11 protein-coding genes and 1 riboswitch are annotated in these 15,122 nt (G+C 69.3%); of the genes, 10 read left to right on the top strand and 1 reads right to left on the bottom strand.

The features are described from left to right. Positions 1-195 precede the first annotated feature (195 nt). From ileS to RF646_RS05170, 5 genes are all read left to right on the top strand, one after another. Positions 196-3,495 carry an isoleucine--tRNA ligase gene (ileS, locus tag RF646_RS05190; protein ID WP_368835386.1) on the top strand — a complete coding sequence of 1,100 codons (3,300 nt, stop codon included), beginning with the start codon at positions 196-198 and terminating at the stop codon, positions 3,493-3,495. Next, on the top strand, positions 3,492-4,862 hold the full coding sequence (locus tag RF646_RS05185; protein WP_167318424.1) for a folylpolyglutamate synthase/dihydrofolate synthase family protein: 1,371 nt from the start codon (positions 3,492-3,494) through the stop codon (positions 4,860-4,862). Before ileS ends, RF646_RS05185 begins: the two co-directional genes overlap by 4 nt. A 30-nt stretch (positions 4,863-4,892) precedes the next feature. After that, on the top strand, positions 4,893-5,336 hold the full coding sequence (locus RF646_RS05180; protein ID WP_144930874.1) for a DUF4233 domain-containing protein: 444 nt from the start codon (positions 4,893-4,895) through the stop codon (positions 5,334-5,336). Positions 5,337-5,454: 118 nt separating this feature from the next. Beyond that, positions 5,455-5,868 carry a nucleoside-diphosphate kinase gene (ndk, locus tag RF646_RS05175; protein WP_064846151.1) on the top strand — a complete coding sequence of 138 codons (414 nt, stop codon included), beginning with the start codon at positions 5,455-5,457 and terminating at the stop codon, positions 5,866-5,868. Positions 5,869-6,006: 138 nt separating this feature from the next. Then, positions 6,007-6,207, top strand: a complete 201-nt coding sequence (locus RF646_RS05170; RefSeq protein ID WP_368835385.1) for a hypothetical protein — start codon at positions 6,007-6,009, stop codon at positions 6,205-6,207. A 122-nt stretch (positions 6,208-6,329) separates the two neighbouring features. On the opposite strand, the gene RF646_RS05165 is transcribed toward RF646_RS05170, so the two are convergent. Beyond that, positions 6,330-6,968, bottom strand: coding sequence for a vitamin K epoxide reductase family protein (locus RF646_RS05165; RefSeq protein ID WP_231885535.1), 639 nt, complete (start codon positions 6,966-6,968; stop codon positions 6,330-6,332). Positions 6,969-7,428: 460 nt separating this feature from the next. Here RF646_RS05165 and RF646_RS05160 point away from each other — a divergent pair, with 460 nt between their 5' ends. The 5 genes from RF646_RS05160 (at position 7,429) to obgE (ending at position 15,084) form a co-directional block, all read left to right on the top strand. Further along, entirely contained in the window at positions 7,429-10,764 is a 3,336-nt protein-coding gene (locus tag RF646_RS05160) for an Rne/Rng family ribonuclease (protein WP_368835384.1), read from the top strand. 80 nt (positions 10,765-10,844) lie between these two features. Next, positions 10,845-10,940: riboswitch (TPP riboswitch) on the top strand. Beyond that, the gene (locus tag RF646_RS05155) at positions 10,928-12,481 is read left to right on the top strand and encodes a bifunctional hydroxymethylpyrimidine kinase/phosphomethylpyrimidine kinase (RefSeq protein WP_368835383.1); all 1,554 of its coding nucleotides are present in this window, start codon (positions 10,928-10,930) and stop codon (positions 12,479-12,481) included. (Overlaps the previous riboswitch by 13 nt.) A 237-nt stretch (positions 12,482-12,718) precedes the next feature. Continuing rightward, on the top strand, positions 12,719-13,030 hold the full coding sequence (gene rplU, locus RF646_RS05150; RefSeq protein ID WP_064846154.1) for a 50S ribosomal protein L21: 312 nt from the start codon (positions 12,719-12,721) through the stop codon (positions 13,028-13,030). A 46-nt stretch (positions 13,031-13,076) separates the two neighbouring features. Beyond that, positions 13,077-13,331: a 50S ribosomal protein L27 gene (gene rpmA / locus RF646_RS05145; RefSeq protein WP_035962177.1), complete on the top strand. Its 255-nt coding sequence runs from the start codon at positions 13,077-13,079 to the stop codon at positions 13,329-13,331. Positions 13,332-13,482: 151 nt separating this feature from the next. After that, complete coding sequence (gene obgE, locus RF646_RS05140) at positions 13,483-15,084, top strand: GTPase ObgE (RefSeq protein WP_035962175.1); 1,602 nt, start codon at positions 13,483-13,485, stop codon at positions 15,082-15,084. Positions 15,085-15,122 lie beyond the last annotated feature (38 nt).

The raw sequence follows: 15,122 nt of genomic DNA, 5'->3' as shown, positions 1-15,122 counted from the left end.
CTTCCGGAAGAACAGGCACCGCGCCCCAGTAGAACCGGACGACTCGGGCCCGTGACAGCCCCCAACGAGCGACTCGCGGCGTCGTCGGCTGTGCCGATGCCACCGCGGGTAAGCGAGGTGGTACCGCGCCACCGGCGCCCCGCGCGCCCGAGCGTCCTCGCATCCTGAACCACACACCCCTCAGGATGGAGCACCGTGACCGAATCCTTCGTGTATCCCAAGGCGAGCACCGACCCCAGCGCACACGGGGTGCCCTCCGCGCCGCGTTTCCCCGCGGTCGAGGAGCGCGTCTTGGATTACTGGAAACAGGACCACACCTTCCAGGCGAGCATCGACCAGCGCGACCGCGGGGACCACGGGTCCAACGAGTTCGTGTTCTACGACGGCCCGCCCTTCGCCAACGGCCTGCCCCACTACGGCCACCTGCTGACCGGCTACGTCAAGGACCTCGTGGCCCGCTACCAGACGCAGCGGGGCCGGCGCGTGGAGCGCCGCTTCGGGTGGGACACCCACGGACTGCCGGCCGAACTCGAGGCCATGAAGCAGCTCGGGATGACCGACAAGCAGGACATCGAGGCCATGGGCATCGACAAGTTCAACGACGCCTGCCGCGCCTCCGTGTTGAAGTACGCGTCCGAGTGGCAGGACTACGTGACCCGCCAGGCCCGCTGGGTGGACTTCGACAACGACTACAAGACCCTGAACGTGGACTACATGGAGTCCGTGATCGGCGCCTTCAAGGCCCTGGATGACAAGGGCCTGGTCTACTCCGGCTACCGCGTGCTGCCGTACTGCTGGAAGGACGAGACGCCCCTGTCCAACCACGAGTTGCGCATGGACGACGACGTCTACAAGAACCGCCAGGACCCCTCCGTGACCGTGGCGTTCACGCTCTCCGATGACACCTCGTGGGCCACCGATCCCGCCGTGGCCGCCGAACTCGCCGGCGCGGAGGCCATCGCCTGGACCACGACCCCCTGGACCCTGCCCACCAACGAGGCGCTCGCGGTCGGTCCGCACATCGACTACGTCCTGGTCCCCGGTGCCGGCGACCTGGCCGGGCGCCGCTTCCTCGTGGCCGCGGAGCTCGCGGGCGGGTACGCCAAGGAGTTCGGGTACGACGACGCCGCGGCCGTCGCGGATGCCGTCACCGCCCACTACAAGGGTGAGCAGCTGGGCGGGATCCGGTATCGGCCGCTGTGGGACTACTTCACGGACGCCGAGCGCTTCGGGACGCAGAACGCGTGGCAGATCCTCGTGGCCGAGTACGTGTCCACCACGGACGGCACGGGCATCGTGCACCAGGCCCCCGCGTACGGCGAGGACGATCAGATGGTGTGCGCCGCCCACGACATCCCCGTGGTGCTCTCCGTGGACGAGAGCGGACGGTTCTACGATTTCTTCACGGACGAGTCCCTCGCGCAGGGCGCGCCGCTCGCGGAACTCGCCGGGCACAACGTGTTCGACAAGGACGTGGCCCGCACCGTGGTCCGGGACCTCCGAGCCCGCGGCGCGCTGCTGCGGGAGGCCTCCTACGAGCACTCGTACCCGCACTGCTGGCGCTGCCGTAACCCTCTGATCTACCGCGCGGTGTCCTCGTGGTTCGTGAGCGTGACCGCGTTCAAGGACCGGATGGTCGAGCTGAACCAGCAGATCAACTGGATCCCCGATAACGTCAAGGACGGCCAGTTCGGCAAGTGGCTCGAGAACGCCCGTGACTGGTCCATCTCCCGCAATCGCTACTGGGGTTCACCCATCCCGGTGTGGGAATCGAGCGACCCCCATTACCCGCGCCGGGACGTCTACGGTTCCCTCGCGGAGCTGGAGCGGGACTTCGGCCGACTTCCGCGTAACGCCCAGGGCGAGGTGGACCTGCACCGGCCGTGGATCGACGACCTGACCCGGCCCAACCCGGACGACCCCACGGGCGAGTCCGTGATGCGCCGCGTGCCCGAGGTGCTGGACGTGTGGTTCGACTCCGGGTCCATGCCGTACGCCCAGGTGCACTACCCCATGGAGAACCGGGAGTGGTTCGAGACCCACAACCCGGGTGACTTCATCGTGGAGTACATCGGTCAGACCCGCGGCTGGTTCTACACGCTGCACATCCTGGCCACCGCGCTGTTCGACCGCCCCGCGTTCCGCAACGTGATCTCCCACGGGATCGTGCTGGGTTCGGACGGGCAGAAGATGTCCAAGTCGCTGCAGAACTACCCGGACGTCAACGAGGTCCTGGACCGGGACGGTTCGGACGCCATGCGCTGGTTCCTGATGTCCTCGCCCATCCTGCGCGGCGGCAACCTGATCGTCACCGAGCAGGGCATCCGCGACGGCGTGCGCCAGATGATGTTGCCGCTGTGGAACGTGTACCACTTCTTCGGTCTGTACACGAACGCCGCGAACGGGGGAGTGGGCTACGACGCCCAGTTGCGCCACGACGCCGATCACGTGATGGACCGCTACATCCTCGCGGAGACCGGCGCGCTCGTCACGGACGTCAAGCGGTTGTTCGACGACTACGACATCTGGGCCGGTGCCGAGCGGTTGCGCTCCTACATGGACACCCTCACCAACTGGTACGTGCGCCGTTCCCGCGAGCGGTTCTTCGAGGAGGACACCCAGGCCTTCGACGTGCTGTACACGTGCCTCGAGACGGTGTGCCGCGTGGCCGCCCCGCTGCTGCCGCTCGTCACGGAGGAGATCTGGCGCGGTCTTACGGGTGGGCGCTCCGTGCACCTGACCGACTGGCCGGATGCCTCCCTGTTCCCGCGGGACGAGGCCCTACTCACGGCCATGGAGCGCACGCGCGCCATCTGCTCGGCCGGGTCCGGTCTGCGCAAGACCCACAACCTGCGCGTGCGGCAACCGCTCGCGGGCATGACCGTGGCCGTGCCCGGGGCGCATGCCCTCGAGGGCACGTTCCAGGAGATCATCGCCGATGAGTTGAACCTCAAGTCCGTCACGCTCGAGGACTCGGAGCAGGTCAGCGCCGCGGACCACGGTATCTCCCAGGAGCTGAAGGTCAACGCCCGCGCGGCGGGCCCGCGCCTGGGCAAGCAGGTGCAGCAGGTCATCAAGGCCACCAAGAACGGTGACTGGTCGGTTTCCGCGGACGGCGTCGTCGTCGCCGGCTCCGTGCCCCTGCAGGAGGGCGAGTACGAACTCGTCACGGTCGTCGACGACGCCGCGGCGGACTCCGCGCGCGCCGTGACCGTTCTGCCCGGCGGCGGGTTCCTGGTCCTGGACACCGAACTGACGGATGAACTGCGCGCGGAGGGCGTGGCGCGGGACATGATCCGTGCGATCCAGCAGGCCCGGAAGGACGCGGACCTGCAGGTCTCGGACCGGATCCGCACCCACGTCGCCGCGGACGCGCAGACCGTGGCCGCCGTGGCCGCGAACCGCGAGCTCGTGCAGTCCGAGACCCTGTCCCGCGAGCTCGAGCTCTTGGAAGCGGACGAGCCGTCCGTGACCGTGGCGGTGATCGACGCGTGAGCGGGGCCCAGGAGCACGAGGACTTCGCATCGGTCGAGAATATCTACCAGCACCTGCTGAGTCGGGCGCCGGAGGACAGGATGGCGCCGCGGCTGGACGCCGTGGCCGCCGCCGTCGCCGCGCTCGGGGATCCGCACCGCAGCGCACCCGTGGTGCACGTGACCGGGACCAACGGCAAGACGTCCACGGCCCGGATGATCGAGTCGCTGTTGCTCGCCCACGACCTGCGCGTGGGCCGGTACACGAGCCCGCACCTCGAGCGCGTCACGGAGCGGATCAGCATCGACGGCGAACCCGTCCCGGACGAGACGTTCGTGCGGATCTACTCGGAGATCGCCCCGTACCTCGAGCTCGTGGACCGACAGCTCGAGGCCGACGGCGCTCCCCGCCTCACGTACTTCGAGACCCTTACGGTCCTGGCGTTCGCGGTCTTCGCGGACGAACCCGTGGACGTCATGGTCCTTGAAGTCGGCATCGGTGGCACGTGGGACGCGACCAACGTGGCGGACGCCGCGGTGTCCGTGGTGACCCCGATCGGGCTGGACCACACAACCATGCTCGGGGACACCGTGGGGCAGATCGCCCGGGAGAAGGCCGGGATCATCAAGCCCCAGGGCTTCCTCGTGAGCGCGGCGCAGCAACCCGAGGCCGCGCAGGTCCTGCTGGACCGGGCCCGGGAACTCGGTGACCCGTTCCGGTTCGAGGGCGTGGAGTTCGCCGTGACCGGGCGTTCCACCGCGGTGGGCGGCCAGGTCATCACCGTGCAGGGGCTCGCGGGGGAGTACCCGGATCTCATGTTGCCGCTGTTCGGGGCCCATCAGGCCCAGAACGCCGCGGTGGCCGTGGCCGCCGTCGAGGCGTTCGTGGGGGGAGGGGACAAGCCCCTGAACCCCGAGCTCGTGGCCACGGGACTGGGTGCGGTCTCCTCGCCGGGCCGACTCGAGCTCGCCCGCAAGGCACCGCCGGTGATCCTGGATGCGGCCCACAACCCGCACGGTCTGCTGGCCTCGGCGACCGCGGTGCGCGAGGCCTTCACGTTCACCAAGCTCAACCTGGTGGTGGGCGTGCTGCGAGACAAGGACGCTGCGGAGATGATGCGCGTGCTCGTGGACGAGTACCACGAGTTCGAGCTCGAACTGTGGTGCACCCGCTCCCAGTCCCCGCGCGCTGTGGCACCCGAGGAACTCGCGGAGATCGCCGAGGAGATGGGCTTCGACGAGGACGCCGTGCACGTGAGCGAGCGACTGGACGACGCGTGCGCCGCGGCCATCCAGGACGCCGCGGCCCGCGAGCAGTTCGACGGCGCGGTGCTCGTCACCGGGTCCATCACCGTGGTGGGTGAGGCCCGTGTGCTGCTCGGACTCTGAGCCCGCCGCCCCGACCACGGAAGGAGCCCGATGGCCCGCATGACCAAGGCCCAGCGCGAATGGCGCCCTGGCCAACCCAAGAAGCCACGCTCGATCAAGACGATGTTCGCCTCGAGCGTGCTCTCCATCGAGGCGTTCATCGTGTTCTTCGCCGCCCTCGCGGCGTTCGGACTCACGGCGCGGGACTGGAGCACGGCCGGGAAACTGTGGCTCATGGGCGGATCGGTGGTGCTCGCCCTGGTGTTCCTGCTGGCGTGCGGCCTCCTGCGCAAGCCGTGGGGGTACACCCTCGGGTGGGTGCTGCAGGTCGTGCTCATCGCCACGGGAGTGCTCGTGCCCTCAATGTTCGTGATCGGCGTGTTGTGCGCCCTGGCCTGGTGGTACGCCGTGGTCAAGGGTGGCGCGATGGATCGTGAGAACGTGCGGCGCGCGGAGGAACAACGCCGCTGGGAGGCCGAGAACCCCCTGACGTGATCACCGTCTCCCGGCCGCGGTCCCCGGGCGTTGCCGCGCGGGGACCGCAGGCCGTTAGGCTCGGAACGGAACCTGATCGACCGAGGACTCCGCGTGGGTCCACAGCAAGGAGAAGCACATGACGCAACGCACCCTCGTCCTCGTGAAGCCGGACGGCGTCCAGCGCGGCCTGACCGGGCAGATCCTGGCCCGCATCGAGGCCAAGGGCTACACGCTCGCGCAACTCGAGCTCGTGACGGCGACCCGCGAGATTCTCGAGCGGCACTACGAGGAGCACCAGGGCAAGCCGTTCTTCGAGCCGCTCGTGGAGTTCATGCTCTCCGGGCCCGTCGTGGCCGCCGTGGTCGAGGGGGACCGGGTCATCGAGGGCTTCCGCAGCCTCGCCGGTGCCACCGAGCCCACCACGGCCGCCCCCGGTACCATTCGCGGCGATTTGGGTCGGGACTGGGGCGAGAAGGTGCAGAAGAACCTCGTGCACGGCTCCGATTCGCCCGAGTCCGCCGAGCGGGAGATCGGCATCTGGTTCAGCTGAGCTGAACGCGGGATCCATGACCGACTACGACCCGCGGATCGTCGACCTGTACGACGGGGACAACCCCGACGGGCCGGACCATGACGACTACCGCTCCCTCGCCGAGCGGATGCATGCCCGTGCGGTGCTCGACGTGGGGTGTGGGACGGGTGGCGTCAGTCCGAGCCCACCGCGCGGGACACGCAGCACGGGCTGTTGCGGCAATGGTGCGAGGTGGGGGAACTCGAACGGAGCCGGGTCCTGCTGCGTTTGCACAATCACTTCGAGTCATCGGATGAGCTCGTGGTGGAGGAGTCGGACCTGGCCTTTCGTGACCGCGGCATCCTGACCGATCAGTGACGGCGCGCCGGGTTCGAGGTCGACGCGGTTCGGGGCGACTGGCAGCGGACGCCATTCGACGGCACGCACCCCATCATGGTGTTCGAGGCGCACGCCGTCTGAGCGCGGCGTCGGTGAACGGCTCAGGCGAAGATCGCGGTCGAGAAGCGCACCGCGATGATCCCGAAGACGATCACGAGCACCCCGATGCCCAGGAGCCACGCCCACGCGGCGGAACCGGCGGCGGTGCCACGCGAGGAACCGATCAGGCCGGCGCGGCGCATCCGCGCCGTCGTATGCGCGAGCAACAGGGTCTGGGCGCACCACACGATCATGCAGTACAGGCACAGGGCGTTGATGTGGAAAGTGGTCTGCCACCACAGCCACAGGGTGAACACCGAGCCGGCGGCGATCCCCAGCCACAGCAACCACCAGAACCAGCTGGCGTAGCGTGCGCCGGCGAGCACGCCCACGGCCACGGCGATCACCACAGCGTACGCCACGATCCCGATGAACGGGTTGGGGAAGCCGAAGAGCTCCGCCTGCGGGGTGCGCATGACCGTGCCGCACGAGAGCCACGCGTTGATGTCGCAGCTCGTGCGGTGTCCCGCGTCCTTGTAGATCGCGAGCCGTTCCGCCACGAGCACGGCCGATGCGGCGAAACCCACGATCGAGAAGATCACCGCGAGCACGGCCCACGCGCGGTCCGAACGGGTGGCGTGCGCCGGAGTCGTCTCGGGTGTCCGGTCGGTCAGGGGGGTGGTCGCGGAAGTTGGGCTCACGCGCCCGATCGTAGACCATGCGCATGACGACCCACCGGGCGCGGGCCGCCCGTGGCGGCGGGTGACGCCGGCACACACCCCGTACACGCGCTGTGGTCCGGCCGGTGGAATGTGGTCCGGACCACCCGGAATGTGCCCCGGCCCGGGGTGACTGTGAGATACTGCCAATGGTCGGGCCTCAGCCGCACGTGAGGAACCGGCCCGGCAGGAACACCGATCTCCCTCGGTACGGACCCGCGCTCTCACAGGATCGAGCGCGTCCGGAGCGGGGCAAGTTCGCGGTCCCCACGGACCCAGCGACTCGGGCATCCGCCGGCTCGCGGACAGTGCGCGTGACACACGCCGCGCCCGCGAGTACGACTTTGACTTCCGGCGGCCGCGTGGCAAACACCGGCTCGACCGACCGAGCACACCTTGGGCCCGGGTGCGGGCGGTGTCCCGAGCAGGAGCACAACTTCACATGGAACCTGAGAAGGACAACGCGGAACAGTCACCCCTCGAGACTGCCGCCACCACCCCCGTCGAGGACAGCACCACCACCGATCCCGCCGTCACGCCTGATGCACCGGCCGACGACGCCGCCGTTCCCCATTCCGAGCCCGACGCCGCCGTGCCCGCCGAGACCGCTACCGGGCAACCCGCGACGACCGACGCGCCCGCCGAGGATCCGGGGACGTCCGATTCCGCGGCCACCGCTTCCGACGATGCTGGCGTTGCGGACACGCCCGCGCGCGAGATCCCAGTGGCCGAGATCCCCGAGGCCGAGCAGCCCGCGGAGAGTATCGAGGACGAGATCGCGCTCGATGTCGAGGACGCAGCCGGTGACGCCGCTGAGCGCGCCCGCGAGACGGATGAGCAGGCCGCTCTGCGCGCCGACGGGCCCGAGCAGACGACGCAGGCCGGCGAAGGAACCGGCTCGGCCGAGGCGAGCGACGAGCAGACCGACACCTCGGAACAGACGGACGCGCAGACTGTACAGGCCGAGGAGTCCGCGAACGACCAGCCCAGCACCCAGGAGAACTTCGGGGCCTTCGGTCCCGGCGCCTCCCTCATGTTCCATGCCCCGGACCCGGACGAGATCCGCCGTGCCGCCGAGGAGCAGGCTGCCCGACTGCGCGAGGCCGCCAAGGAACGCGACGCCCAGCGCGAGGCCGAGCGGGCCGCACGCAAGGACGTGAACAGCGAGGACGACGTGGACAGCGAGGACGACAAGTCCGGCGAGGTCACGAGCAAGCGGCGTCGCCGGCGGCGTCGCGGTGACGAGGACATGGAACTCGTGGACGAGTCCGACGGCTCGGTGACCCGGGTCCGCGCCCCGCGCGGTGCCGGTGAGGGCACGGGCAGCGACGAGGTGACCGGGGTCAAGGGCTCCACGCGGCTCGAGGCCAAGCGTCAGCGTCGTCGTGAGTCCCGGCAGTTCGGCCGCCGCCGCCACGTGATCACCGAGGCCGAGTTCCTGGCCCGGCGCGAATCCGTGGAGCGCAAGATGCTCGTGCGGCAGAAGGACGACCGGATCCAGATCGGTGTGCTCGAGGACGGGATCCTTGCCGAGCACTTCGTCTCGCACACCCAGCAGGACTCGCTGATCGGCAACGTGTACGTGGGCAAGGTGCAGAACGTGCTGCCGTCCATGGAGGCCGCCTTCGTGGACATCGGCCGCGGCCGCAACGCCGTGCTCTACGCCGGTGAGGTGGACTGGGACGCCGCCGAGCTGGGCAGCAAGCCCCGCAAGATCGAGAACGCCCTGAAGTCCGGGGACACCGTGCTCGTGCAGGTCACCAAGGACCCCGTGGGGCACAAAGGTGCTCGGCTCACGAGCCAGGTGTCCCTGCCCGGTCGCTACCTCGTCTACGTCCCGGGCGGTTCCATGACGGGGATCTCCCGCAAGCTCCCGGACGTGGAGCGCCAGCGGCTGAAGAAGATCCTCAAGGACCGGTTGCCGGAGGGCGCGGGCGTGATCGTGCGCACTGCGGCGGAGGGTGCCTCCGAGACCGAGCTGACCAACGACATCAACCGGCTGCGCTCGCAGTGGGAGCAGATCCAGGACAAGGCCAAGTCCACCAAGACGCTGGCCCCGGAGATGCTGTACGCGGAACCGGACCTGACCATCAAGACCGTGCGGGACGTCTTCAACGAGGATTTCACCGCCATGGTGGTCCAGGGCGAGCAGGCGTGGGACAACATCGAGGCTTACGTGACCTACGTGGCGCCCGACCTGCTGGACCGCCTCGAGCGCTGGACCGGCGATGACGACCTCTTCGAGCACATGCGCGTGGAGGAGCAGATCCAGAAGGCCCTCGAGCGCAAGGTCTTCCTGCCCTCCGGCGGATCGCTCGTGATCGACCGCACCGAGGCCATGACCGTGGTGGACGTCAACACCGGCAAGTTCACGGGCTCCGGGGGCAACCTCGAGGAGACCGTGACCAAGAACAACCTCGAAGCCGCCGAGGAGATCGTGCGGCAACTGCGGTTGCGGGATATCGGCGGGATCATCGTGGTGGACTTCATCGACATGGTTCTGGAGTCCAACCGCGATCTCGTACTGCGCCGGCTCGTGGAGTGCCTGGGCCGGGACCGCACGAAGCACCAGGTGGCCGAGGTGACCTCCCTGGGTCTCGTGCAGATGACGCGCAAGCGCATGGGTACGGGGTTGCTCGAGGTCTTCTCCGAGCCGTGCGAGGAATGCGCGGGCCGCGGCGTCGTGGTCCACGACCACCCCTTGAAGGGCCGCTCCGGCGCGGCTCCCTCCGACCAGCGCGGCACTCGACACGAGCGTAAGCGTTCGCGCAACAAGCAGCACAACGGTGCGCAGGACAAGCCCAGGAACGGCAACCAGCACCACGGTTCGGACGAGCCGGACCAGGCGCGCGTGGAGGCCACCCGCACGGCGTTGGCGAACATCGCCGCGGCCTCCTCCCACGACGAGTCCGACGACGCCGCACGGAATGCTTCCCAGGGCACCGCACCGCAGTCCGGGGGCGGGCAGGCCGAGGACACCGGTTCCCAGGAGCAGCAGACCTCCCGCGGTCAGCAGGGCGGGGAGCACGCGTCCGAGAACTCCCACGGGGAGTCCGAGGGCGGGCGCCGTCGCCGCAAGCGCCGCGGCAAGCGCAGCCGCGGTCGCGGTCAGCAGGGCGAGGACAACGCCGTGCAGAACGACGGTTCCGGCCGGGACGGTTCCGGGAACGACTCGCGCGGGGATTCCCGGTCCGAGGACCGTTCCGGTGGGGACTCGTCCGCGAGCCTCACGATTCACGGCGAGGTCATCGAACTGCCCCACGGGCAGTCTGAGCAGCGGGGGAGCGAGGGCACCCAGGAGGCCCTGTCCCTGGATTCGCTGAGCGCCGCGTTCACGGATGCGGGCGAGGACGAAACCTCGACCGAGGGTGCCGTTCAGGATGCGGACGCCGCGTCCCAGCCGCGGGAGGCGGTGTCGAAGCGGTCGGCCGCCGGACACGCGCCGTCGAACTCCGGGACTGCGCAATCCAGTGCAGGGCAGACGAGTGCCGCGCAGCAGCAGACTTCCGGGGCAGCGTCGTCCGCTGGCGGGAACCGGCCGGCGGAGGCGCCGGCGGCTCCGGCCCGACGGCGTCGTGGGTCGCGGCGTGCCGTGGCGCCGGCGGCCGCGCCCGGAACCGCGAGCGTGGAGACCCACGAGTACACGCAGGAACGGCAGGTCAGCCGTTTCACCGCGGAGGCCGGGGCCGTGGCCCCCGCGGCGTCCGGTGACCAGCCCACCATCGTGGGTGTGGGCATCAAGGCTCAGGACATCACGATGACCGGCAAGCAGGACTGAGTGACCGGCGGCTGGATCCGTCGCCACGCGAGCACCGCAGGGGCACCCGGGATTCCGGGTGCCCCTGTGGCATGATCGGGGACACACACACGGGGTGCTGCGCACTGCGGCTGAGAACACACCCGTCGAACCTGATCTAGCTCGTACTAGCGAAGGGATTGTCGTGGACACCACGCCTTCTACCGCCATACCCCGCGTCCTCTCGATTGCCGGAACCGATCCCACGGGCGGGGCGGGTCACGCCGCGGACCTGAAATCCATCGCCGCACTGGGCGGGTACGGGCTGAGTGTGATCACCGCAGTGGTCGCCCAGAACACCCGGGGCGTCGTGAGCGTACACACCCCACCCGTCCAGGTCCTGCGGGACCAGCTGGATGCGGTCGCCGGGGACGTCACCCTGGATGCGATCAAGGTGGGGATGCTCGGCTCCGTGGAGGTCATCGACACGGTCCGGGACTGGCTCATGGTGGGGCGCGCACCCGTGGTCGTGATCGACCCCGTCATGGTCGCCACGGCCGGTGGGCGATTGCTGCGTCCGGACGCCGAACGGGCCCTGCGGGAGCTGCTGCCCCACGCGAATCTGATCACCCCCAACCTCCCGGAACTCGCGGTGCTGGCCGAGCGCCCCGTGGCCGCGACCTGGGACGAGGCGCTCGAGCAGGGACGCGCGGTCGCGGCGGCGTTCCATACCCGGGTCCTCGTGAAGGGTGGCCACTTGGCCGGGGACACGACCCCGGACGCCCTGTTGCTCCCCGGTCAGGACGAACCCGCCGCGTTGTTCGAGGGTCGCAGGGTGCACACGCGTAACACCCACGGCACCGGGTGCTCGCTGTCCTCCGCGGTGGCCACGGTCGTGGCGCGGACCGGGGACTGGCCCGAGGCGATCCGCACGGCCCGCACATGGTTGCGCGGTGCACTGCGCGGCGCGGACGAGTTGCACGTGGGTCACGGCAACGGTCCCGTGCACCACATGCACCACGTCCAGCACCTCGTCACGGATCCGGCGTTCGTGATGACGGCCGCCGCGGAATCCGAGGGCCCCCGGTTCACCGATGAACTGTGGGAGGAGAGCGCCCCGGTGCGTGAACGCATTGCCGCCCTGGCGTTCATCCGGGGCCTCGGGGACGGCACCCTGGACCCGGGCGAGTTCGAGCTGTACCTGGACCAGGACATGCAATATCTGCAGTACTACTCCCGGGCGCTGGCCCTGCTCGCGGCCTCCGCCCCGGACGAGCGTGCGCGCGAACACTTCGCCGCGGCGTCGGCCTCCGTGGTCTCGGTCGAGTCCGCGCTGCATCGCGCCCGGCTCGGGGACCGGGAGCCCATGCCGCCGAGTGACGTCACGAGCAGTTACGCGGACTTCCTGCTGGCGCGCACGGGTCAGGACGGCTTCGCGGTGGGCTCCGCCGCGATCCTGCCGTGCTACTGGCTCTACGCCCACGTGGGTGCGGAGCTCACCCGTCGTGCCCGCGTCGCGGGACCGCAGCACCCGTTCGCCGACTGGCTCAGCACGTACGACGATCCGGACTTCCAGACCGCGACCGAGTCGGTGCGCGAGATCGTGGACCGGGAGGCCGCCCACGCGGACCCGGCCACCCGGGAGCACATGCGCCGCGCGTTCCACCGGGCGTGCGCGCTCGAGCTGGCCTTCTTCGCGCAGACGACCCCGGCGACGTCGCCGGAGGGCGAGCGGCGCGCCGCGGCGCAACTGGCATGACTTCGGGTGATCGGGTAGGCTGGGGTGTCGGTGCCGAGCGCCGGTGTGTGTCATATCCAGTTCACGCACCAGGTTGCGGCACACTCGGGCGAACATCCTGAATCGATGCGATAGCCACGCGGAGAATGCGGTCGGTCATGGATCACCGCGGCGTGATGTCTCGACATTCGCAGTCCTCCAGGAGTACGCCCGACCCACACACGTAGTCCATAGATGTCGAGAGAAGTGAGTTCCCAAGTGGTGTACGCGATTGTCCGCGCAGGCGGCCGCCAGGAGAAGGTTTCCATCGGAGACCTCGTGACCCTTGACCGCGTCGCCGGCGAGGCAGGCAGCACCGTAGAGCTTCCTGCGCTGCTGCTGGTCGATGGGGACAAGGTCACCTCCGACTCCAAGACCCTGGCGAACGTCAAGGTCACCGCCGAGATCGTCGAGGACCTGCGCGGTCCCAAGATCTCGATCATGAAGTACAAGAACAAGACCGGTTACAAGAAGCGTCAGGGCTTCCGCGCCGAACTGACCACCGTCAAGGTCACCGGCATCGACGCCTGAGTATCCGGCTCCCCACATACGTTTCCAACGAAGGTAGGCACACACCATGGCACACAAGAAGGGTGCGAGCTCCACTCGCAACGGCCGTGACTCCAACGCCCAGTACTTGGGTGTGAAGCGCTTCGGCGGCCAGTCCGTTAACGCCGGCGAGATCATCGTCCGCCAGCGCGGCACGCACTTCCACCCGGGCGTGAACGTGGGCCGCGGCAAGGACGACACCTTGTTCGCCCTGGCCGCTGGCGCCGTCGAATTCGGCACCCGCCGCGGTCGCCGCGTGGTCAACATTCAGACCGCCGAGTAATTCTCATTCGGACCCCTGGGTCCACCCGCCGCCACGACCCCGTGGCGGCGACCACTAGAGGGTGGGCGCTTCACGCGCTCACCCTCTAGTCTTTTCAGAAAACCCCGGTCGACCCGCTCGCAGCAGGTGACCCCTACCACCGAGGAGCCGCGTGGCTAGTTTTGTAGATCGAGTGATCGTGCACGCCACGGGCGGTAACGGCGGCCACGGCTGCGTGTCCGTCAAGCGCGAGAAGTTCAAGCCCCTGGGCGGCCCGGACGGCGGCAACGGCGGCGACGGTGGTTCGGTGATCCTGCGTGTGGACGGTCAGTCCACCACGCTGTTGGGTTTCCACCACGCACCCCACCAGAAGGCCCCCAACGGTGAGCCCGGCAAGGGGGACATGCGCCACGGTTTCAAGGGCCAGGACCTCGTGCTGTCCGTCCCGGACGGCACCGTGGTCAAGGACCGGCAGGGCAACGTGCTCGCGGACCTGCTCGGTGAGGGCAGTGAGTTCGTGCTGGCCGGTGGCGGCCAGGGCGGACTGGGCAATGCCGCACTGTCCTCGCCTAAGCGCAAGGCCCCGGGCTTCGCTCTGCTCGGTGTGCCCGGTGAGGAACACCAGGTCGAGCTCGAACTGAAGTCCATCGCGGACATCGCCCTGGTGGGCTTCCCCTCCGCGGGCAAGTCGAGCCTGATCGCGGCCATGAGTGCCGCGCGCCCCAAGATCGCGGACTACCCGTTCACCACCCTGGTGCCCAACCTGGGTGTGGTCCAGGCGGGTGACACCCGCTTCACCGTGGCGGACGTGCCGGGGTTGATCCCGGGTGCTTCGGAGGGCAAGGGGTTGGGACTCGAGTTCCTGCGGCACGTGGAGCGCTGCGCCGCACTCGTGCACGTGATCGACTGCGCCACGCTCGAACCCGGACGGGATCCGCTGAGCGACCTGGACGCCCTCGAACAGGAACTGTCCCACTACGCCGAGGCCATCCGCGACGACGACCCCACCACGATCCCGCTGACCGAGCGTCCCCGACTCGTGGCCCTGAACAAGGTGGACGTGCCCGAGGCGCGGGAACTGGCCGAGTTCATCCGCCCCGAACTCGAGGAACGCGGCTACCCGGTCTTCGAGATCTCCACGGCCTCGCACGCCGGACTGCGGGAACTGGGCTTCGCGATGGCCGAGCTCGTCTCCCGTGCCCGCGAGCAGGAGGAACAGCGGGAGGAGCAGCGCCGCGCGGAGACCGTGCTGCGCCCGGAACCCGTGCGACGTCGTCGAGGGAAGGACCGCAAGGAGTTCGAGATCACCCGCGAGGACCGGGCGGGGGAGCCGCTGTACCACGTGCGCGGCGTGAAGCCCGAACGGTGGGTGCAGCAGACCGATTTCAACAACGACGAGGCCGTGGGATACCTCGCGGACCGCTTCGCGAAACTCGGGATCGAGGACGAACTGTTCCGCATCGGCGCCCGCCCGGGCAACGCGGTGCTGATCGGCCCCGAGGACAACGGTGTGGTCTTCGACTGGGAGCCCACCATGGTGGGCGGCGCCGAACTGCTCGGCGGCCCGCGCGGTTCCGACCTGCGCCTCGAGGACACGTCCCGGCCCACGCGCCGCGAGAAGCGGGAACAGTTTTACGACCGCATGGACGCCAAGGCCGAGGCCCGCGCGGAGCTCGAGGAGCAGCGCCGCGCCGGGATCTGGACCGAGTCCGTGGACGACGCGCGAGATCGACGCCGTACTTCCGAGCCGAAGGAGACGCACGACAGTGAGTGACACGCCCCACGCGGAGAAGACCCCCACCGAGACGATCG

The sequence above is a fragment of the Kocuria sp. CPCC 205261 genome, from assembly GCF_040981025.1.
In the GTDB taxonomy this organism is placed as follows: domain Bacteria; phylum Actinomycetota; class Actinomycetes; order Actinomycetales; family Micrococcaceae; genus Kocuria; species Kocuria marina.
Note: the sequence above shows the minus strand (reverse complement) of the source record. Positions and strands in the feature narration are given on the sequence as shown.

Bases quoted from the DNA above. Each gene is read 5' to 3' on its own strand.
- RF646_RS05180 (WP_144930874.1), top strand. From the start codon at position 4,893: ATGGCCCGCATGACCAAGGCCCAGCGCGAATGGCGCCCTGGCCAACCC.
- ndk (WP_064846151.1), top strand. From the start codon at position 5,455: ATGACGCAACGCACCCTCGTCCTCGTGAAGCCGGACGGCGTCCAGCGC.
- RF646_RS05160 (WP_368835384.1), top strand. From the start codon at position 7,429: ATGGAACCTGAGAAGGACAACGCGGAACAGTCACCCCTCGAGACTGCC.
- rpmA (WP_035962177.1), top strand. From the start codon at position 13,077: ATGGCACACAAGAAGGGTGCGAGCTCCACTCGCAACGGCCGTGACTCC.